We start from the raw sequence: 19,149 nt of genomic DNA, 5'->3' as shown, positions 1-19,149 counted from the left end.
GAGCATTGTAAAGAGAGCAGATAATGAACGGAATTCTCTACGGCGTGGGCGTCGGCCCCGGCGCGCCTGATCTTTTGACCCTGCGGGCAGTCAGGGTGTTGGGCGAGGTGGATGTTATCCTTGCGGCAGCCTCGCCCCGCAATGATTTTTCAGCGGCGCTGGACACGGCGCGCCCGCATCTGCGGGCCGATGTGCGCGTGTTGCGGCTGGAATTTCCCATGACGCGCGACCGTTCCGTGCTGCGTGAGGCGTGGCGCGTAGCGGCCCAGACCACCAGAGACGTGCTGGAAAGTGGGCAGAGCGCCGCTTTTCTGACCATTGGCGATCCGCTGGTGTACAGTACATTTGGCTATCTCATGCGGACACTTGGCGAATGCGCGCCGCATCTGGCGGTGGAGGTCATTCCCGGCATCACGTCCTTTCAGGCGGCAGCTGCCCGCACCCGCACCGTGTTGTGCGAAAACGGCGAGACCTTGCGCATCATACCGGGCATCAACAGTCGGGAGAGTCTGGAAGATTCATTGCAACAGAGTGATACTGCTGTGATTCTCAAGGCCTATCGCAACCTGCCGGCCATTGCGGAAGCCTTGGGCGCTACTAACAGACTGGAGTCGTGCGTCCTGGCGAGTCATGTGGAGCAGCCAGCGGAGAAGGTCTGTCTGGGGCTTGGCGGAGCTTGTGCTGCGGGCGAGACTCCGCCCTATATGTCGTTGATTCTGAGCCGTAAGCCGCAGGTGTAGCCCTGTGGCAGTGTGAAGGGCTGGGGGTAGAGGAAAAATTTGATGGCGGGGTGAGCCTGTCAGGCTGATTTACGCAAACCCGACTTTTTTGGCCTGACTGCGTTAAAGTCCTGTTTTTGATGCTCACGTACTTGAGTACGCTGCGCTCAAAAACAGGACTTTTCCTTGTCAGTCCAGAAAAATGCGTATTTTGCAAATTCGCCCAACACCAACCATCGCCTCCGCGTCCGCTTCGGCGAGTTTAAGGAAGGCAACTTCACGACCAGCTCCTGATGACGGGCAGGGGGAAAGACAAAAAGGCAGGGAAAGAAAAGGCAAATATAGAAGAAAAGTTTTTGCCGGGTGGGTGAGCCTGTCAGGCTGATTTACGCAAACCCGACTTTTGCGCCCTAAATGCGTATTTTGCAAATTAGTCCAACACCAGCCATCGCCTCCGCCTTGCTCCGGCGAGTATAAGGAAGGCGACTCCATGCCCCGCCCTGATGGAGGGGTGGAATTCTTTTTTACCCGTAGTTGCTTAATCTTCGACGGGGACTGAAATTGTTGGCTGAAACGGACTCATATTCAAAGCGAAAGCGGACTCTGGCATTAACGCGGCGCGGAGGGAGATCACCTGAGCGAGCAACGCGAGTGAGGGAAGCTCCCGCAGCTATAGCCGCGTTGCCCTCGCCGTTTTGCGGAAGCTGAAAGCCTCAGGGGGTGCTTCGGGGGGGATGCAAGGGGGGCCGAGAAGGGGGCATAGCCCCATAACCGGCCCCGCCTTGCTGCGCGCCGCACAGGCGTCCCCAACCCCGCCGGACGGCGGAATCCCGTGCCCAAAGGGCAGAAAAAAGATAAGCTTAGTGCCTCTCGGGCGCGACCACGCCGCGCAGGCGTCCCCAACGCCGCCGGACGGCGGAATCCCGTGCCCGAAGGGCAGAAGAAAGACAACCGTAGTGTCTCTCGGGTGAGGCCGCGCGCCGCGCATGCGTCCCAACTCCGCCGGGCGGCGGAATCTAACGCTTGACCGGCATAAACAGATCAAAGGGCATACTCGGATTCCAGTCCGTAGGGTACAATTCAAAGCAGGGGGCCTGCTCGTTCAGTTTCCATTCCTGCTGCCCGCCAAGCCATGTCTGGTACATGAACATGTATCCCGCACCGATGCTTTCCAGATTCGGCACAGTGCAGCGGGCGTAGGAGCCGGACGGAATGCTGGTTGTTTCTATGCCTGACGGAACCTGTTCGTCAGCCTCAACGGCGGCCCAGTAATCAAAATCCTGGGCATTGAGCATGATGGAAACGCCGTAGCTTTCCTTGCCATAAATTTGGGGCATTTGCGGACAGAAGTTCTGCCATAGGGCCTGGCAGTCTTCCTTGGCTCTTGCCATATTGGTACGCACTTTGATGCCCATAAGCGGCTTGGCCGGAAAATCCACAACTTTTATTTCAAATTCGTTCATAGTTACTCCTTGCGGGGATATATTGTGTCGGGTCAGCATGTTCCTGCTGGCGAAAATTCGCTCGACTTTTTTTGCGCTTCTGCCCGCCGTGCCCCTTGGCGGCAAGAATCTAGATGGGAGAATGAATGGAAACACTTACCTACCAGCAGCGTATAGGCCTTGTGCTGCGCCACATTGAGCAGCACCTTGATGACAGGCCAAACCTGGAAGAGCTGGCGCGCATAGCCTGTTTTTCGCCCTATCACTTTCACCGGATATTTTCATCCATGGTGGGCGAGAGCGTTGCGGCATACGTGCGCCGTCTGCTGCTGGAGCGCGCCGCCATGCAGCTTGGGCATTCCCCTGAATCTGTCACCCAGATAGCCCTTTGCGCGGGCTACGATAGCGTGGACGCATTTACGCGCGCTTTTCGGGCGCATCTGGGCATGCTGCCGTCTGAATACCGCCGCAGGAAGGGACACCTGGAGGTTGCCCGCAGACGCGATCTGACGCGTCCTCTGTTTTATCATGAAATGACTGACCTCCCGGTCATGGAAGTGCGTGTCGAAAAGTTTGCGCCGCGCCTGGTGGCTGCCGTGCGGCATACAGGGCCGTATGACGAGAGTTTTCCTGCATGGGAAAAACTGTGCGGCGCGCTGGGGGCCAACGGCCTGCTTTTTGATGCCTCGGTGGCTTACGGCGTGAGCTACGACAACCCGGACATCACCGCGCCTCAGAAGTGTCGCATGGATGCCTGCGTCAGCCTGCCGCCAGAATTACTGGAAACAAGCGCCGAATTGTGCCCCCTGCTACAGAATGAAGATATTTTTTTGCGTCATATTGGCGGGGAACAGGAGTATGCCGTGTTACGCATCAGGGGGCCGTACTCCCTGCTGCATCCGGCCTACAGGTCGCTGTTTGGCATGTGGTTCCCGCAGAGCGGACGCGAACCGTATAATGATCCGGGTTTTGAAATCTACTGGAATTCGCCGCAAACAAGCCCTCCTGCAGACCTGTTGACGGAAATCTGCATTCCGCTCAGACCGATGGATAAGTTCTGATTTGCCGAGCGGCCTGTGCAGACGCTGCTGGACACTATGACAGTAATTGGGTTGGGTAGCTAAACAAAGGATTGTAGTGCCTTATATGAAAAATATTTTTAATTACTTTTGCTGATAACCTAAAAGGTTTAAAGACTACGCCGATAAAGAAAGTAGGATGCTAATAGTATAAAATTCCCTCCCCTGGAGAATCAACCATGAGCCTTTTGAAAAATACGCAACTGCAAACAAAGTTGATTGTGAGTTTTGTTTTGTCTTCGCTGATGACCTTGGGTGTAGGTGTTTTTGCCGTTTTTGAACTGGGAAAGGTCAATAATGCGGACACTATCCTTTATGAGCGCGCCACAGTCCCCATGGCGGATCTGCTGAAGCTTTCCGTGGGTTTTCAGCGCATTCGCGTCAACATGGAAGGTATCGTGGGCGCATCGTCAGATGCGGAGGTCAGTAAGCGCACTGCCCAGATTGAAGCGCTGCGCAAAGAAATAGACGAAAGCTCAAAAGCTGTGGAAAAGACTCTTATTTCTGCCAAGGCAAAGCAGATTATTGAAGAGTACAAGGTACACCGCGCGGCATTTAGAGGCATGACGGACAAGGTCCTCAAATTGAAGCAGGCTGGTGACTCCGCCGGAGCGGAAGCCTATCTTGATGGTGAGGGAAACAAGCTGGCCAATCAGTATCAGGATGCCATCAACCGCCTTGTGGAATCCAAGGAAGAGCAGGGCCATCTGCTGGCCCAGTCCAATGACGACCTGGCTGATTTTTCCAAAAAAATGATTTTTGCGGCCATTGCCATTGGTTTTATTTTGTCTGTGGGGCAGGGCATTTTGCTCACGCGTGAGGTTATGCGGCAGCTTGGCGAAGACCCTGGCTATCTTGCCGAAGTTGCGGGCAAGATTGCTGACGGCGATCTGGACGTGACCTTCCGTCAGCAAAAGAAGCCCGGCGGCGTTTATCATGTCTTGCAGAACATGGTGGGAACCATGAAGGACAAGATCGCCGAGGCTGAGCAGAAAAGCGCTGAAGCTTCGGAGCAGGCCCACCATGCGGAAATAGCCACCCAAGAGGCTCAGGCCGCCAAGGTGCAGGCCGAACGCGCCAAGGCCGAGGGTATGTTGCAGGCCGCGCACCAGCTTGAAAGCGTGGTTGAGGTGGTATCAACTGCCACAGAGCAGCTCTCTGCATTGATTATGCAATCGAGCCGTGGGGCAGAGGAACAGTCTCGGCGTGTTTCAGTTACGTCTTCTGCCATGGATGAGATGAACGCCACCGTGGGCGAAGTTGCGGAAAACGCAGCCAAGGCCTCTGATACTTCCGATACCGCGCGCAGCAAGGCGCAGGAAGGTGCGCAACTGGTTCGCAATGTAGTGAGCGATATCACTGCGGTGCAAAAGCAGTCGCTTGAAGTCAAGGCCGATATGGCCACGCTCGGCAAACAGGCCGATGGCATTGGGCAGATCATGAGCGTTATTTCCGATATCGCAGATCAGACCAACCTTCTGGCCCTGAATGCCGCCATTGAGGCGGCCCGCGCTGGCGATGCCGGGCGCGGCTTTGCCGTGGTGGCCGATGAAGTGCGCAAACTGGCGGAAAAGACCATGACTGCCACGCAGGAAGTGGGCGGCGTTATCCGTGGTATTCAGGAAGGAACCCGTAAAAGCATTGACGGCGTGGACAAGTCTGTTGCCACCATAGAAAGCGCCACGCACCGGGCTTCGCTTTCTGGCGAGGCGCTTACACAGATTGTCAGCCTTGTGGAACAGGCAAGCGATCAGGTGCGCTCCATCGCCGCAGCCAGCGAGCAGCAGTCGGCATCCAGTGAAGAAATCAGCCGTTCTGTGGAGCAGGTTGCAACTATTTCGGCAGAAACCGCACAAGCCATGGGAAGGGCCAATCAGGCCATGAGCGAGATGGCTCAGCAGGCCCAGGTGCTGCGGCGGCTTATTCAGGAAATGAAGGCTGGCTAACGGAACGCCGAATCCAGGTTTGAGCAGAAAAAAGAAGAAAGCAAAAAGCGTCTCTAGGTGACAGTGGTCGCAAGATGCTTGTTTGCTGAGTATCAGCCAGTTTAGCAGCTATGGGCAAGGGGAGGATCGGGAAAGATCCTCCCCTTGCGGATTTTTATGTTTTGTTTGCGCTTGCTGCTGCATGATATCTGGCAGGTTGCTGCGTGTGCCTGCCAGATATTTTTTAAGTATTGCAGTAACGTTGCGGCCTGATCACGTTCTTGCGCAAGTTGCCGCCGCCCGGTTTACGCGCATTGCGCCTTGCTGGCGGTTGGGTTATAATTTTGCGCATCGAAAGTTTGCCTGGGGCGCAATCCTGCGCGAGGCGAGCTTTTGCGGCCATGTCTCGGAGGCTTCAACGTGCGGCGTTTTTATCAGGAAAGCTGGCAGGGCATACCCTTCACGTCCTTTTCACATATTTCATTCTTTCACCTGGCGGAACCAAAGTTTTATGCGGTTTTTTACGAAGAGCTGTTCCGCCGCTGCAAGAACTGGGAAGATTTGCCATCTGTCTGGCGCGAAAACAAACGCACAGACGCAAAGTGGCTTATCGGTCAGTTGCGTGCAAAGCTGGCGCAAGACCCCGCAGGGCGCATGGACCCGGTGCGCGTGCTGTCCATTGGCAGCGGCGTGGGCTATATGGAAAAAATTTTGCTGGAAGAAATGCCGGAGCTTGAGCTGCATGTCAACGAACCCAGCACCGTAGGTATGAAGTGGCTGCGGGAATACATACCCAGCGACCGCATCTATATAGGGCTGCCGCCCATGTGTCTGCCCTCTGATGTGCAGTACGACATGATCTACTTGTCTACTGTCGACTACGGCATTCCTACGCGCGAGTTTCAGCATCTGCTGTGGGAACTGCGGGCGCAGCTTGCCCCCGGCGGGGAACTGGTGCTGCTTTCTGCGTCATTGCTGGAAGAAGATTCGTTTATCGGCAGCTTTGTGAACGCCATCAAGATCGGCATCCGCGCGGCCCTGCACTATATGGGTATTCGTCGGCAGCAGTTCTGGGGCTGGCGGCGCACGCAGGATGAGTACCGTGATCTTTTCAAGGAGGCTGGCTTCACCCGGGTGAAGGACGGCTGGCTTGAAGACGGCTTTGAAACCTACTGGATTCGCGGTCAATAACGCTTATGCAGGCGGGAGCGCCTGCCGCAAAAGTATGTAAACGGCCCAAAGGCATTATGCTTTTGGGCCGTTTGTTGTTTGCCGTGCGGGATTTTTTGAGTGAAATGCAGGAACAATCCGGTACCTGCCGGGTTTGTTGGATGGGGTGCTATGGCTGTGTTTCCGCAAAGGTCTGCAAGGATCCGTAGCGCGCCAGCACTGCGTTCAGGCTGCCATCAAGCAGCATGGTCTTTTCTGTCAGGCGTGCGCTGCTTTGGTAAAAATCACTATGTCGCGCATAGGCCTCGCTGGCGTCATGCCCTCCGCCGGGGTGGCTCATGATTTCAACAAGCGGGGCGCGCTCCTTTTGGCGCTGTATGGCCGCAAGGGAAGCCTCGGCCCGCGCAGCAGTAAGGTTGCCGCCGCTTACAAGCCCGCACAAAAAGCAGTTGTGGGCAATGCCCGCCTGATCCAGCAGGGCAGCAAACCCCTTCGACCAGTGCGCGAGCAGGGTGCGCCGCGCGCATCCCACAAGCAGCTGCGCCAATGGCAGCGGGGGCAGGTGAGCGGGTTCTTTGGGCAGACGCACATAGGCAGGCGGGTGCTCCCGCATGAGGTCTCGCATGATTCCGCGCAGGGCGGGGATGGCGTGCACGTGCAGATGCCCGTCCAGATGCAGTCCTCCCCTTTGCCGCAGCTGTGAAAAACCGCTGGCAAAGGCATCTATCTGCGCTTCAAATTCATTCCGAATGGCTGAAAGCAGGGTTTTTTTGCGGGCGCCTGCGCCCGTGGCAAGGTTGCAGAGCATCTGCCCCAGCCCGTACCGAAAGACGCCCTGTGCATCAACCAGCGGGCGAACCTGTGCCACAGGCGCGGAGCAGCGCCCTTCAAGAATATTCAGGTGCAGGCACACACGAACATGGGGCATGACGGCCAGTTGTTGCAGACTTTCTGTCGTGTGCGAGCCGCCCATAATGACGGAAACGGAGTTGAGCGGCCCATGGGCAAGGCAGGCAAAGATATCTTCGCTGATCTGCCGGGTCAGGCCGCAGTCGTCCGCATGGACGATAAAACGCATGGAAGGCTGTTTTTCGACATCGCTTTGCTGGCGCATGAATCAGGCGTCCGTCTTGTCGCTTTCCAGCGTTTCGGCCAGAAGATAGCGGGGTCTGCCCTTAAGCTCGACAAAGGCATGGTGCAGGTAAGCCGACAGAATGCACAGGCCTGTGAGGATGGCGCTGCCGGTCAGCAGCATCAGCAGAATGACCGTGGTAAAGCCCGATTCCGCTTGCCCTGTGGCATAGCTCCACAGCGCCTCGCAGCCCACAATAAACGAAAAACCATAGAACAGCAGGGTAATAATGCCAATGATCAGCAAGGGTTTACCGCTGAAAGACGTCATGGAATCAACGGCCAGGGTGACTCTGCGGGCCAAGCTCCATTTGCTGGTGCCGCCGCAACGGGCGCATGGCCTAAACAGTATTTCCTCGTGTCGAAATCCCATCCACGAGGTCAGCCCCCGGTAAAAGAGCTTGCGTTCGCCAAGATTTTTCCAGGCCTCAACCACCTTACGGTCAAGCAGCTTGAAGTCGCCCGAGCCTTTGAGGTCATATGAGGTCAGCATCTGAAAAATGCGGTAAAATGAGACGGCGCAGATTCTGCTCAAAAATGATTCTACCTGGCGCTCCTGCTTGCGCACATCAACCACATCTACAGCACCGGTGCGCCACAAGGCCACCATTTCTGGTATAAGCGCGGCGGGGTGCTGCATGTCGCTGTCCATGGTGACGACGGCATCTCCGTGCGCGGCCGCCAGACCAGCGGAGAGGGCGGCATCCTTGCCGAAATTGCGGCTCAGGCGCAGGCAGCGCAGGTTGGCGTATTGCTCGGTCAGCGTGCGCATTGAGGCCCACGTGTCATCTGTGGAGCCATCGTCAACCAGCACGACTTCGTAGTCGAGGCCGGTATCTGCTCTCAGCGCGGTCAGCACCCCGGTGAGCGAAGCCACAAATTTGTGCAGATGGCCGCCCTCGCAGTAAACGGGGGCAACAACCGAGAGAGTGGTTTGGCGCATGCAAAGCCTCATTGCGTGACGTGTTCAGCCGCAATGCCGCGTTTGGCGATAAACCAGCGGTCATTGCTCCAGAGAACAGTTCCCTGCTGCTCGATGTTCTGCCGTTCGGACATGGTGCCGCACAAAATCCACTGGGTGCCAGAGGCAATCCATGCTGCGGTCAATCCTTGTTTATCCCGAATGGCGGTCAGGTCAAGCCAGCGGGCAGCCCCTTGGGCGTCCTGGCTGTACAGATAGGAAGATCCGTCTTTAAAAGCGTAGGCCAGGGGCCGATACAGGCGATAGCGCACGGCCATGGCGTCGGGTTCTGCAAAAATGGGGGCGTCTTGCGGAACGATCCGTTGCACGGCTTGCAGGGCCTCCGCATAGGCGGCCCCCCGGCTCAAGCGATTCTGTATCCGTGCTGGCTGCGGCAATTCCAGCACATGACTGAAAGCGAACCGAACCCCATAGGCCCAGCGGCCTTGATCGCACATAAGAACAACGATAACCGCAGCAAGGGCAACAAGGCTCGCCCACTTGGGGGCGCGTTGCCAAAAGCAGGCAAAGCCGCAGACGATCATGAGCCAGCACAAAAAGATAACAAAGCGGATCCCCCGGGGAAGCTCCGCTCCCATGGGCATTCTGCCGAGGGCCTGAGCGATGTGAGTTTCCGCTACCGAAATGAGCAGGGCTATGCACAAGCCCAAAAATAGGGTGGGTACGATGGATGCCAGGCGTTTCATGGGTGGTGTGCCATAACGGCGCACAACAAATAATCCGGCAATACCCCCAAGGATGAGAAAAAAACTGTCGCTTCGATAGTGCAGGTGCCCGATCAGCCTACGCCATAGTCCGCCTTCGTCTTCAAGAAAGCGGCGGTCAAAAACCTGCTGGAGAATGACTAGATCCTGCGGAGAAAAAGGCGTGGCGGATTTGATTGAGCTTGTAAGATAGAGCAGTGTGGGGAGGCACCATGCAACGAAGCTGAGCAGAAGCCATGCCCCGTGCCGCAACAGGCTGTCGCCCTTGGCCCTGTGAAAGAAAAATACGGTAAACAGCATGCAACTCGCCACCAGCGAACTGATGCTGTGCAGGTACATGCCGCAGCCCGAAACAAAGAGGACAAGAGGGCGTAGCTGGGGTTTGTCGAGGGCCGAGAGTGTCGCTGCCAATAGCAGGGGAAACAGAGCCGCATAATAAACACGCGGCGTAATGTCGCCCGAGCCAAAGCCCCAATACGTACCAAAACTGACCCATACGGTCACACCTGTCAGCAGGGCAAACAGGGCGGCAATCAGCGGCGTGTCAAAAAGACGGCGTCCCAGATAATAACAGGCAATGTAGTGGAAAAACACGCCCACAGCGCCAGCCCGTAGCATCCCCCGCACAATATCGTCACCGGGTTGAAGCAGGCTCGCCAATGTTGATTCAAGGCTGATGATGGAATTTGCAGTGGTTGGAACTGCTAACAGCGGGTCAAGTGAAAACAGTTCACGACGCAGTTCTCCCGCCATATTTTGCACATAGCAGCATAGGTCGCTGCTGATTTTAAGCCCGTCGCACGAAAGCAGGCTCACTCCCCACAGTCCAAACAGAGTATAGCCAGCAATGGCAATGATAAAAATCGTATCCCAGAGTGCGTAATTTTTGGAATATTTAAAGGACATTTTGTTGAACGCCTGGGTGGATTAGTTTGTAAGTCAGTTTGCTTAAGTAAAAGTATATCTGTGAGTAGTGTTTATGCGGTGCAGTTAGGTATAGGCCATTCCTGTTCTGTGCATTCCTTTGTGCGAGTTGGGTGCATACATTTTGATGATGTTATATGTCAGTTTTATTTCAGTGAGATAGCGAAGTCAGGCTATTGCAAACTAACATATTTATCAACCGTATAGAAAATAAGGATTATGTTTGGATGGAGATTGAACAGTAGGTTTCCTATGTATAATATCGTGTTTATAATTAAAAGACACGCAAAAATATACAGGGGTGTGGCTCAGGTATGGGCGATTATGCTATAAGGGCGGCAGCCGATGCTGGTTAGCGCGTGTTTGAATAAAGTCAAAATGATTTTGGGTAGTTGCATGAGAAGTGACACGTAGTGGTGGGGGCGATGCGACATTGTGGGGAATGTCCGACCTTAACGCGCGGGGATGTGCATATGTTGTTGATTGGTCCTGACCAAATTAAAAAAGGCCGGGAGTTCTCCCGGCCTTAAATCACAGGTTGATTACAGCGTGCGGTGTCACATGCTGTGCTCAAAAGCGGTCGGCGGCTGCCAGCATGCGACGCCACCAGTTCATCCAACCACCCCAAACAGAGCCGAGGATTGAATCCTCTTTGCGGCATCCGACGGTCCCCAGCATAACGGCATATTCCATACTTTGCCTCCTTGGTTCTGGTGGTTGCGAACAAAAAAACTTCGCAGGTAAAAACTAGCACTCTCATAAATGGCTTGCAATAGTTCTCGTCGGTCCGGGGCCATTTCTTTACAGGTTACAGCGTGTAAGTTTAAAATATTATTTTTATATTTTAGTATGTTATTGGAATTTTCAGAAGGGAAAAAATACTGCAGAAATTGGGTCGTGGCTGCTGCGTTAGGGGGCAAGAGTATTTTGTGGGCCGTTCAAGCCGCAGTTCGTTGGTTGCGGCCAGTGCAAGCCGCACTTGTCACAGGGAATCGGTCAAAAAATAGTGGTTGATAAAAATTCAAGGACTTCGCCATTGGGGCTGTAAACAAGTGCATTGGTTACAGTTTTGCCGGGATGTCCCAATTCGAAAGTTGAGGGGGGAATGCACGGAGTGGCCCCATGCTTCAGCGCAGCGTCGTAAGCTGCCTGCACATCGTCAACCCTCAAGGCAAAGTGGAGAAGCGCACCTTTGACAATCTCGTCATCTGGGCCTCGTTTGCGCCCTTGCCCGGCGATTTCTGCTTTGTTGTCAAACAGTTCTATCATCGTGAGGCCGTCATTTGATGCAAGCATGGCGGCTTTTTCAAGATTATACTGCGGCAAAGACCATCTATATACCTCAGTAAATTCAAGAGCATTGATATAAAAAATAGCTGTTTTCTCAAAGTCTTCAGCCTGAATTGCTATATGCGCTATGCCTTTTACATTTGCCATGTTTTTCTCTTATGGTTGTAGCCAGGTTTAATGAAGTTGGAGCGTTGCTGGGGAATAGGCCCGCCAAATGCTGGCCCGCGCTGTGGCCGCATACGGAGCAATGTGTCGTATTGCAAGCAAACGTGAAAAGGCAGCACATTTCAAGTACGCATATTTTTCTGGCTCTACCTCAAAGACGGGGGCATAGCGGCTCCAAGAAAAAATGGGCATACCAAGCAAAGCTGGTATGCCCACCAGGGCAACCTTTGTTTTCCGACCAAAGAAAAGAAGAGAAGGCCCTGTGGAACAATTTTTAATTGGCTTGCGGGATTTTGCAATCGAAAAGGTGGTGAGCCGTATGCCCCCGGTTTTTGAGGCAAGGTGGACGGGCAAGAATACGTGCCCACACTGCGCATGCGAGAAACTACGCATCAAGGACTCATTCTGGCGGACGATCCGTAATATTTCCATTCATGGAAGGGCGTCACGCCTGTTGATTCGCTGCCACAAATACCGATGCGAAGAATGCGGTAGATATTTTAATACCAGACTTGCAGGCATAAAAGTGTGGAGCAGAACAACAGAGCTGCTCAAGCGCAACATTTTTCAGGCCTACAACAAAGGTGTTTCCTGCAAGGACATCGCCGACGAGCACCACATCGGCGTAGCCAGCGTGGAGCGCTATTACCACCAGATGATGCAGCACAAGAGCAGCCACTGGGCAAACCGCACATGCCCGCGCATTCTGGGTATTGATGAGCATAGATTTACGCGCAGGCAGGGCTTTGCAACCACATTTTGCGACTTGACCCGCCGCAGGGTCTTTGATGTGGTTAAAGGGCGCAGCGCCGCCGATATGCGCGATTTTTTGCAATCGTTGCAAGGCCGCCACAAAGTTAAAATGGTCTGTATTGATATGAACTCTGCGTATCGGCGACTTGTGAGGGAGTGGTTTCCCAATGCGCACATTGTTGCGGACAGATTTCATGTTATCAGGCTGGTGAATCAGCACTTTTCAGAGCTGTGCAAGGCAATTGATGAAAAACAACTTGCTTATGGGCGAGGCGGTATGATGCGTCTTTTGCTGACTCGCCGTGATCGGTTAACAAACTCACAGAAAGAGCGATTACGAGCATACTTTGCTGACAGGCCGGACATTGAATCACTGTATGAATTTTTACATGAAACAGCGGACTTATTGCGTGTACGGGCGCAAAGTGTCGATTGCTGTCGCAGGTATATAGCTGAATTATTAGATAAAATTGATCACCTTCGAAAAACGCCCTTCGCGCCATTGCGCACCCTGGGTAAGACGTTGCATAATTGGCGGGAAGAAGTGGCCCGAATGTTCCGGTTTACCCGAAATAACGGCATCACAGAAGGTTTTCACCGTAAAATGAAGTTGATCCAGCGGCGTGCGTATGGCTTCCGTAATTTCGAAAATTATCGGTTGAGAGTGCGCGTTCTGTGCTGCTGAAATGGCTGGAGAATTGTTCAGAAACCTGTCGGAAAAATGCCCGCTGAAGGGGCTTGCCCCCGTCTTTGGTGTAGAGCCATTTTTCTTCCCTAGGCGCTCGTTTGTTCCACGTGTGGAGCCGCTGTTCATCACTTGGGTGCAAGCGGACCCCTCACACATCAGGAACCCGCACCACCACCGTGGCCAGGAGACGTGAGGAGAATATGGGGATAGTTGCTCTACCTCAAAGACAGCGGAATAGCAGCCCCAAGAAAAAATGGCATAACAGAAGGCTTTCACCGAAAAATGAAGTTGATCCAGCGGCGTGCGTATGGCTTCCGTAATTTCGAAAATTATCGGTTGCGAGTGCGCGTTCTGTGCTGCTGAAATGGCTGGAGAATTGTTCAGAAACCTGTCGGAAAAATGCCCGCTGAAGGGGCTTGCCCCCGTCTTTGGTGTAGAACCGGATTTGATCAAAAAGATGTGTTCAAAAAGTCAGCCGCCCGGTAGAGCAGACCAACATCAGGCCAACAAAAAAGCCCTTGCAGCTATAAACTGTAAGGGCTTTATCTGTAAGCTTTTATGGAGCGGGAAACGGGATTTGAACCCGCAACCTTCAGCTTGGGAATCCTAAACTATAGTGTTTTTCCACATTTCACGTACGTTCCCAAAACATCTCAATGTGTAATTATCAAACGAAATAAAACATATTTTTGTTTTTTTAGCCAAAAAAATCTCTCCTAGTAGTTCATCATCTTTCCTATTGTACAACCTTGACGAGCGGGATAAGAGCGGGATAAAATTCAAGCCATAAGGCAACGGGATTTTATGCTGAAATGAGGGTGTTCATATGGCATATGAATGGGTCAAAACGAAATTCTTGGGAGTTCGCTATCGGTTGCACAAATCTCGCAAGCACGGCATTAATTTCGACAAATGTTTCTGTATTCGCTATAAACTCAGTGGGAAAGACAAGGAAGAGGTCGCTGGCTGGTCAAGTGAAGGTATGACAGCGGAAAAAGCGTACAAAATACTCTCCGAGATACGCGAAAATATCCGCACAGGTGCACCTGAAAATTCTTTGGCAAACATACGTCACAGCAAGGAAGAGGCTCGAAGGGAAGAAGAGCGTCAGCACCATTTGGCGGCCAAATCGCAGCTTACGATGGAAGAGTTCTGGGATCAAATATATCTTCGGCATGCCACTGCGGCGAAAACTGTTGCTACCATTCGGAATGAGTGCTCCATTTACGCGAAATGGCTGCGGCCAGCCCTAGGGACTAAGCCTATACCAAGTTTGCGCCCTTCGCATGTGGAGCAGCTGATCCTGTATGTCACCACACAAGGCAAATCCGCCCAAACTGTCCGTCATGTCATCGCGCTAATTTCGCAAATCTGGAATGTAGCGCAGGTGCATGACGTTGTGTCTGGAGAAAATCCTTGTCGCCGAGTCAAAAAGCCGCAGCAGGACTCGCGTCGTATGCGCTTTTTGACTCGAGATGAAGCCGTTCAATTGCTTCAGGCATTAAGAGCGCGGAGCAAGGATACTTATGACACTGCCGTAATTTCCTTGTTTGCTGGCCTTCGCGCAGGTGAAATTCATGCTTTGACTTGGGCCGATGTAAATTTCGAGGCTGGCACCCTGTATATCCGCGATCCGAAAAACAAGCATTCGCGCCATGCCTATATTTCTGCTGAAATTGCGGAAATCTTGGAGGGCCGGAATGGGGAAAGGAATAAGAGCGACTTTATTTTTCCAGCAACAACAGGGGGACAACGCCTTGCGGTTTCGGATACCTTTGAAAATGTTGTGACCGTGCTTGGCCTGAACGACGACATTACAGATGCCCGGCAAAAAGTGGTTTTTCATACGCTCCGGCACACCTTCGCATCATGGCTTGTCCAGCGCGGCACCCCGCTCTATACCGTAGCCGAACTTATGGGGCATACCTCTCTTGAAATGACCAAACGCTACGCCCATCTTGCACCAGACACGATGAGACAGGCGGCTTTGGGCCTTTCGGGTATGCTCAGGTAAGGAGAAAAAATGGTCAGCAATGATACTCTTTGGAATCTCGAGAATGCGGATCAAGCTGCCAAGGATATTCAATTCTGGAACTCTGAGTATATGAAGAGGAAATTCATGAAGGAGGGAAATTATAATGAGCTTAAAGATTTATATGCGGAGTTTACTTGTATATGGAGAGAATATTTAAAAAAATTTAAAAAAGAATATAACGATAAATATGAAAGTAATTTTATCAAACATATTCAACTGTCATACCTGGCAATAGAAATAAATCAAATTCATCAGGATGATGAATTTGATTTCAGTAAAGAATTTGATAGTTTCTTTAGAAAATCTGACGTTAGTAATATTTTACAAGTGTTTAATAATATATCTATGGAGTATAACTACTTTGTAGATGACATTCTAAACATGCATAACATGAGTGATATTTTGCTAAACATTAGTAAATTGCCTGATCCACCCATATTTCATATGAATAAAAATTGCCACATTAAATTTTCTGAAGAAGTGCTCACTCTTTTACGCTTACATCCGCAAAATTTAACAGAAATTTCAGCTCCAAGCGCAAGCCGTTGGAAAAATGCTTTAAGAAAGTATTCTGAATACAAATTTGGAGATGTAATTTGTGTTGGCAAGTATTGTAGAAATGTAGACTTTGCAATAATGGGGCAATCATTGCATGAGGATTTTGATATTGAAGAAGTCTGTAATGAAATTAAAGACCATATTGCTTGGAATATATACGAATTAAAGAAAAAGTATAACATAAAATTAAAATTGCAAGAAACAAAAATTATAGTTGACCTCTATAAGAAAATGGCTTTTGGGGAGTATGGTAACAGTCATAGAGCGGCGAGAGCTATTGGTCTTTGGTTGTGGGATCAGCGGAATCGCAACGAAGACATCCATAGTGACAGAGCTGCTGTGCAAGCATTGCGCGATAAAAAGCTGGATGTTGAACATCAAGCTAGTGACAGTAGAACGTTGCTACGGCTTTTGGAAAATGCAAAAATATGCATTGAAAAAGGACAAGCTGTTGCAATAAATAAACAATCTGGGAGACCCAAGAAAGCGCATGCCGTGTGACAAGGTTTTAGCTGAAAAACTGTCACAGACATCCCAAACAAAAATACCGTACCCAAAATGGGACGCCCAAGCGGCGTCCCATTTTGTTTTTTTTAAAGGAGGCAAGCATGGAAATAGATGGCCGCACCACCAGCGAAGAATTTATTGATAACACACTGAATACCCTTCGAGAAGCCATCCCGATAATTTTTAGACGAAAGGACATACCAAAATTATTCGGGGGGTGTCTTGCTGTGGGGACGCTCGCAAACTTGGGGAAAAATGGGCCACCATATGCCCGACAAGGTAAGCATGCTGTCTATGAAAGAGATAGTTTTTTGCTCTGGTATCGTTCACTGCTGGCGAAATAGCGATCATTTTTAGTGCCGAAATCTATGTGATTTAACAGAACCAATTGTCATCTTTGCTTTGAAAATTTTCAAATGCATCAAGCATGACAAAATCTCGTGAAGGAGACAGGTAAGGAGAAATGCTGGCATATTCGGCAGGTAATCGAGTTGGCAAATGAATTTGGCAAAACATTTTTCCAAATAGTATTCAGGCGCGTCAAGAAGCAAGTGGTTGAAGCAAAATGCTTAAGTCTAGCCGATTTCAGGAAGATCACCATAAATGCCGAGGAATTATCTGCCGCAAAGTTGGTCGATCTGCCCGATACGCTTTGGAAGATGTGAAAACCTACATGTCGGAGAAAAGGATAAAATCACTTCAAGAAGAGGGGCAAAATCATGGCAAAAAGAAAGTCAAAAAATGAGTTCGCACACGAGCACAAGCATTTTTTGGAACTTGTGAAAAAAAACCAACCAAATCTGGAGGTGATGATCAAGCTAAACTTGAATCGTACGCAATTGAAAGCGCACCTCCTGGAAGCATACAGCTCAGGGGAAGTGCAGGCAGGTGATTGGCAACCTTACTACGAAATCCTCACGCTTGGGTCTTTCCCAGATTCTGTTCAAAAACAGCTTAAAAAAGCTTTTCCGCAAGCATCAGAAGATGACTTTGTAAAAGCTGAGATCATTGAAGATAAGGTGATCATATCAACGTATGATCTCATGGGACCAGATCAGTTGCCAATGGCACCTTGGCCAATTGAGTCTACTTCTCAAGGCAAACAGGAAATGGGCACACAGAATCGACGCGTTGATGCGCAATAGGTTACACACCAATGAACTTAAACATCCTGCTGCGGGCCTGCCGCAGCAGGAGGAGGACTTCATAATGTTACAACAATACCCCATTCCATGTAATTATCAGGCGCAGAATCAGGCTCTAGCGATTAGCCCATTCCTTGATCAAGTTTCACAGGGCACCGCGTATATGCATGCCATTTGCGGTTATCATGACGTCATGAAAAAATTTCAAACAGTAGTCAAAGACAATTATGATCAAACTCAATTAAACCTCCAATACAATGCTCTGGCGCAGCGGCCTATAATGCAAATGCAGCAGTATCCTGTAAATATACAAGATATTGCCTGGGAAACAATTCCATCAAGTTTGAAAAATGTTGTACAATACTTTTCATTAGTGTCTGGATGGAGTGAAAAATGCGTATTAGTTGCAATGCTTGGCTATATAAATTCTGCAATGCGTGGAAGGTATTGTGTCTTAATACGTCCAGAATGGTTCGAGGCGGTGATTCTGTATCAGCTGATGATTGCAAGTCCTGGACAAAATAAAAGCCTATTACATAAACAAATGAATGCACCTCTTGAGAAATTTCAAGGAAAACTCATGTCTGAGTATTTGTCCAAGAAAAATTCGTTAGAGCAGCATAGCGAAAGTATAGAGCAGGGAAAGCGCATTTTAAGATCGAAGCTACTTAAAGATGCCCTTAAAAAGTCCCAAGATGAAGATACGGTGATCGACGTTGATATCTTTTCCAAAGAGGTACTAAAAGTTTCAAAAGAATTAGCTCAGATATCAGGCATGGCTAATACCCAAGTGGCCTCACCGGCATTTTTAGCCGATGGATTCACTGAAAAAAAGCTGATACGTTTAATGGCTGGGGCTGGAGGGGGGCAAGCAATTATACAGCCAGAGGGGACAACCCTGATTAAACAGATGAAGGACTCGAAGTTTAACGTCGAAATTTTCCTGAAAAGCTACGGGATGGAAGATTTTTCTGATGGAACGGTTCCTGGTGGTGTGATAAGCGTTACAGACGCATTTTTAAACATTCTCGTGTTTTTACAACCTGGCGTGGCCGCAGAATTATATAAGAATCCTAGGCTAATGTCTTCAGGGTTGTCTGCAAGGTTTCTACCCTATTTTGTCCCGCCCGCCGGGGCACCATGTGCAACTCCGGAAAATCTTAATGTAGAGGCAGCGGCAGTATATTCTCGCAAGCTGACATCAATGCTGGAGAGAAATTATACTCAAGAGTCAAACCGAGAAATTTTTAGAATTCAGCTAGAGCCCTTAGCACGACAAGAGATTGAAAACTTTCAGAATGAGCTACGAGCTAGCAGCTATCTCAATTCTTGCCATGATAGTCTGAAGTTTTTTGCTGATAAATTAGCAGGAACTGCCGCCAGAATCGCTGGCATAATACATGCTTGGCAAGTTGATGAGCCTGAAAATTACGATCTCTTACAGCAAACAATGCAAGCTGGAATTCAGATAGCCAGGGCAATGCTGCCTCAGGCAGGGTATGCACTTTCTCCAGTAGGATTTCAGGCCGTCGATGATGCAAAAAAAATCCTTGAATGGGTGAGGAGGCATCGACATTTGAGCTTTACGTCGAGGGATATTGGCCAAAATTCTGGAGTTCGCACAAATGACAAAATTTTTCCTGCTTTGGATCTCTTGGAGCAGCACAATATTTTAACTCAACTTTCTGTGCCCAATAAACCACGGATGTGTTTGATGCATCCATCATTCATGTAGTTTTATAAAACGGGCAAAAGTTCAACTGAATTTATAAAGAGTCGTCTACAACAGGCCTGTAGACGACTCTTTGTGTTATGCATAGTGTTTTTTCTTAATTTTTATATGCATCAACAATGTTGATATAACGGAAAATGTGCAGATAGGCTTCGCCTAGAATCACACTTAATTCATTCAATCATATTATAGCGTAGAAA

The 19,149-nt window shown here is 50.5% G+C and carries 17 protein-coding genes and 1 pseudogene; 12 read left to right on the top strand and 6 right to left on the bottom strand.

Annotation, left to right across the window (positions count from 1 at the left end; translation table 11 throughout):
- The first annotated feature begins 23 nt into the window (after window positions 1–23).
- Entirely contained in the window at window positions 24–740 is a 717-nt protein-coding gene (gene cobI, locus ACUZ9P_RS02055) for a precorrin-2 C(20)-methyltransferase (RefSeq protein WP_449248440.1), read from the top strand.
- A 995-nt stretch (window positions 741–1,735) separates the two neighbouring features.
- Here cobI and ACUZ9P_RS02050 read toward each other — a convergent pair.
- Window positions 1,736–2,182 (bottom strand): GyrI-like domain-containing protein, encoded by a 447-nt coding sequence (locus tag ACUZ9P_RS02050; protein WP_449248439.1) that lies wholly within the window; start codon window positions 2,180–2,182, stop codon window positions 1,736–1,738.
- 125 nt (window positions 2,183–2,307) lie between these two features.
- Here ACUZ9P_RS02050 and ACUZ9P_RS02045 point away from each other — a divergent pair, with 125 nt between their 5' ends.
- The 3 genes from ACUZ9P_RS02045 to ACUZ9P_RS02035 all read left to right on the top strand — a co-directional run bounded on the left by ACUZ9P_RS02045 (window position 2,308) and on the right by ACUZ9P_RS02035 (window position 6,356).
- Entirely contained in the window at window positions 2,308–3,222 is a 915-nt protein-coding gene (locus ACUZ9P_RS02045) for an AraC family transcriptional regulator (protein WP_449248438.1), read from the top strand.
- 197 nt (window positions 3,223–3,419) lie between these two features.
- Complete coding sequence (locus tag ACUZ9P_RS02040; protein ID WP_449248437.1) at window positions 3,420–5,186, top strand: methyl-accepting chemotaxis protein; 1,767 nt, start codon at window positions 3,420–3,422, stop codon at window positions 5,184–5,186.
- A gap of 399 nt (window positions 5,187–5,585) precedes the next feature.
- Window positions 5,586–6,356 carry a methyltransferase domain-containing protein gene (locus tag ACUZ9P_RS02035; RefSeq protein ID WP_449248436.1) on the top strand — a complete coding sequence of 257 codons (771 nt, stop codon included), beginning with the start codon at window positions 5,586–5,588 and terminating at the stop codon, window positions 6,354–6,356.
- A 148-nt stretch (window positions 6,357–6,504) separates the two neighbouring features.
- Here the strand turns inward: ACUZ9P_RS02035 and ACUZ9P_RS02030 are convergent, their stop codons facing one another.
- The 5 genes from ACUZ9P_RS02030 to ACUZ9P_RS02010 form a co-directional block, all read right to left on the bottom strand.
- Window positions 6,505–7,449, bottom strand: coding sequence for a carbohydrate deacetylase (locus ACUZ9P_RS02030; protein WP_449248434.1), 945 nt, complete (start codon window positions 7,447–7,449; stop codon window positions 6,505–6,507).
- 3 nt (window positions 7,450–7,452) lie between these two features.
- A complete protein-coding gene (locus ACUZ9P_RS02025; RefSeq protein WP_298993607.1) occupies window positions 7,453–8,409 on the bottom strand; it encodes a glycosyltransferase family 2 protein in 957 nt (318 codons plus the stop codon).
- Window positions 8,410–8,417: 8 nt separating this feature from the next.
- Window positions 8,418–10,058 (bottom strand): translation initiation factor 2, encoded by a 1,641-nt coding sequence (locus ACUZ9P_RS02020; protein WP_449248433.1) that lies wholly within the window; start codon window positions 10,056–10,058, stop codon window positions 8,418–8,420.
- A 588-nt stretch (window positions 10,059–10,646) separates the two neighbouring features.
- Complete coding sequence (locus tag ACUZ9P_RS02015; protein ID WP_022659440.1) at window positions 10,647–10,769, bottom strand: hypothetical protein; 123 nt, start codon at window positions 10,767–10,769, stop codon at window positions 10,647–10,649.
- A 303-nt stretch (window positions 10,770–11,072) separates the two neighbouring features.
- Window positions 11,073–11,513 (bottom strand): VOC family protein, encoded by a 441-nt coding sequence (locus tag ACUZ9P_RS02010; protein ID WP_449248432.1) that lies wholly within the window; start codon window positions 11,511–11,513, stop codon window positions 11,073–11,075.
- A 280-nt stretch (window positions 11,514–11,793) separates the two neighbouring features.
- Between ACUZ9P_RS02010 and ACUZ9P_RS02005 the strand changes: the two genes are divergently transcribed.
- From ACUZ9P_RS02005 to ACUZ9P_RS01970, 8 genes and pseudogenes are all read left to right on the top strand, one after another.
- Complete coding sequence (locus ACUZ9P_RS02005; RefSeq protein ID WP_449248431.1) at window positions 11,794–12,969, top strand: ISL3 family transposase; 1,176 nt, start codon at window positions 11,794–11,796, stop codon at window positions 12,967–12,969.
- Between the two features lie 249 nt (window positions 12,970–13,218).
- Window positions 13,219–13,335, top strand: a pseudogene (locus ACUZ9P_RS02000) (transposase); the annotation flags it as partial.
- On the top strand, window positions 13,280–13,582 hold the full coding sequence (locus tag ACUZ9P_RS01995) for a hypothetical protein (protein ID WP_449250262.1): 303 nt from the start codon (window positions 13,280–13,282) through the stop codon (window positions 13,580–13,582). The pseudogene ACUZ9P_RS02000 and the gene ACUZ9P_RS01995, both read left to right, overlap by 56 nt.
- A 216-nt stretch (window positions 13,583–13,798) precedes the next feature.
- A complete protein-coding gene (locus ACUZ9P_RS01990; protein ID WP_449248430.1) occupies window positions 13,799–14,986 on the top strand; it encodes a tyrosine-type recombinase/integrase in 1,188 nt (395 codons plus the stop codon).
- 9 nt (window positions 14,987–14,995) lie between these two features.
- Window positions 14,996–16,066: a hypothetical protein gene (locus ACUZ9P_RS01985; protein WP_449248429.1), complete on the top strand. Its 1,071-nt coding sequence runs from the start codon at window positions 14,996–14,998 to the stop codon at window positions 16,064–16,066.
- 107 nt (window positions 16,067–16,173) lie between these two features.
- Window positions 16,174–16,416: a hypothetical protein gene (locus tag ACUZ9P_RS01980; RefSeq protein WP_449248428.1), complete on the top strand. Its 243-nt coding sequence runs from the start codon at window positions 16,174–16,176 to the stop codon at window positions 16,414–16,416.
- A 375-nt stretch (window positions 16,417–16,791) separates the two neighbouring features.
- The gene (locus ACUZ9P_RS01975; protein ID WP_449248427.1) at window positions 16,792–17,217 is read left to right on the top strand and encodes a hypothetical protein; all 426 of its coding nucleotides are present in this window, start codon (window positions 16,792–16,794) and stop codon (window positions 17,215–17,217) included.
- A gap of 64 nt (window positions 17,218–17,281) precedes the next feature.
- Complete coding sequence (locus ACUZ9P_RS01970) at window positions 17,282–18,952, top strand: DUF3987 domain-containing protein (protein WP_449248426.1); 1,671 nt, start codon at window positions 17,282–17,284, stop codon at window positions 18,950–18,952.
- Window positions 18,953–19,149: the final 197 nt, after the last annotated feature.

It is taken from the genome of Desulfovibrio intestinivivus (genome assembly GCF_053570665.1).
The sequence above is the reverse complement of the archived record's forward strand: the minus strand, read 5'-3'. Positions and strand labels throughout refer to the sequence as shown.

Bases quoted from the DNA above. Each gene is read 5' to 3' on its own strand.
- ACUZ9P_RS02015 (WP_022659440.1), bottom strand. From the start codon at position 10,769: ATGGAATATGCCGTTATGCTGGGGACCGTCGGATGCCGCAAAGAGGAT.
- ACUZ9P_RS01970 (WP_449248426.1), top strand. From the start codon at position 17,282: ATGTTACAACAATACCCCATTCCATGTAATTATCAGGCGCAGAATCAG.
- ACUZ9P_RS01985 (WP_449248429.1), top strand. From the start codon at position 14,996: ATGGTCAGCAATGATACTCTTTGGAATCTCGAGAATGCGGATCAAGCT.
- ACUZ9P_RS02030 (WP_449248434.1), bottom strand. From the start codon at position 7,449: ATGCGCCAGCAAAGCGATGTCGAAAAACAGCCTTCCATGCGTTTTATC.
- cobI (WP_449248440.1), top strand. From the start codon at position 24: ATGAACGGAATTCTCTACGGCGTGGGCGTCGGCCCCGGCGCGCCTGAT.
- ACUZ9P_RS01990 (WP_449248430.1), top strand. From the start codon at position 13,799: ATGGCATATGAATGGGTCAAAACGAAATTCTTGGGAGTTCGCTATCGG.
- ACUZ9P_RS02050 (WP_449248439.1), bottom strand. From the start codon at position 2,182: ATGAACGAATTTGAAATAAAAGTTGTGGATTTTCCGGCCAAGCCGCTT.
- ACUZ9P_RS02020 (WP_449248433.1), bottom strand. From the start codon at position 10,058: ATGTCCTTTAAATATTCCAAAAATTACGCACTCTGGGATACGATTTTT.
- ACUZ9P_RS01995 (WP_449250262.1), top strand. From the start codon at position 13,280: ATGGCTTCCGTAATTTCGAAAATTATCGGTTGCGAGTGCGCGTTCTGT.
- ACUZ9P_RS02025 (WP_298993607.1), bottom strand. From the start codon at position 8,409: ATGCGCCAAACCACTCTCTCGGTTGTTGCCCCCGTTTACTGCGAGGGC.
- ACUZ9P_RS01980 (WP_449248428.1), top strand. From the start codon at position 16,174: ATGGAAATAGATGGCCGCACCACCAGCGAAGAATTTATTGATAACACA.
- ACUZ9P_RS02010 (WP_449248432.1), bottom strand. From the start codon at position 11,513: ATGGCAAATGTAAAAGGCATAGCGCATATAGCAATTCAGGCTGAAGAC.
- ACUZ9P_RS02040 (WP_449248437.1), top strand. From the start codon at position 3,420: ATGAGCCTTTTGAAAAATACGCAACTGCAAACAAAGTTGATTGTGAGT.
- ACUZ9P_RS01975 (WP_449248427.1), top strand. From the start codon at position 16,792: ATGGCAAAAAGAAAGTCAAAAAATGAGTTCGCACACGAGCACAAGCAT.
- ACUZ9P_RS02045 (WP_449248438.1), top strand. From the start codon at position 2,308: ATGGAAACACTTACCTACCAGCAGCGTATAGGCCTTGTGCTGCGCCAC.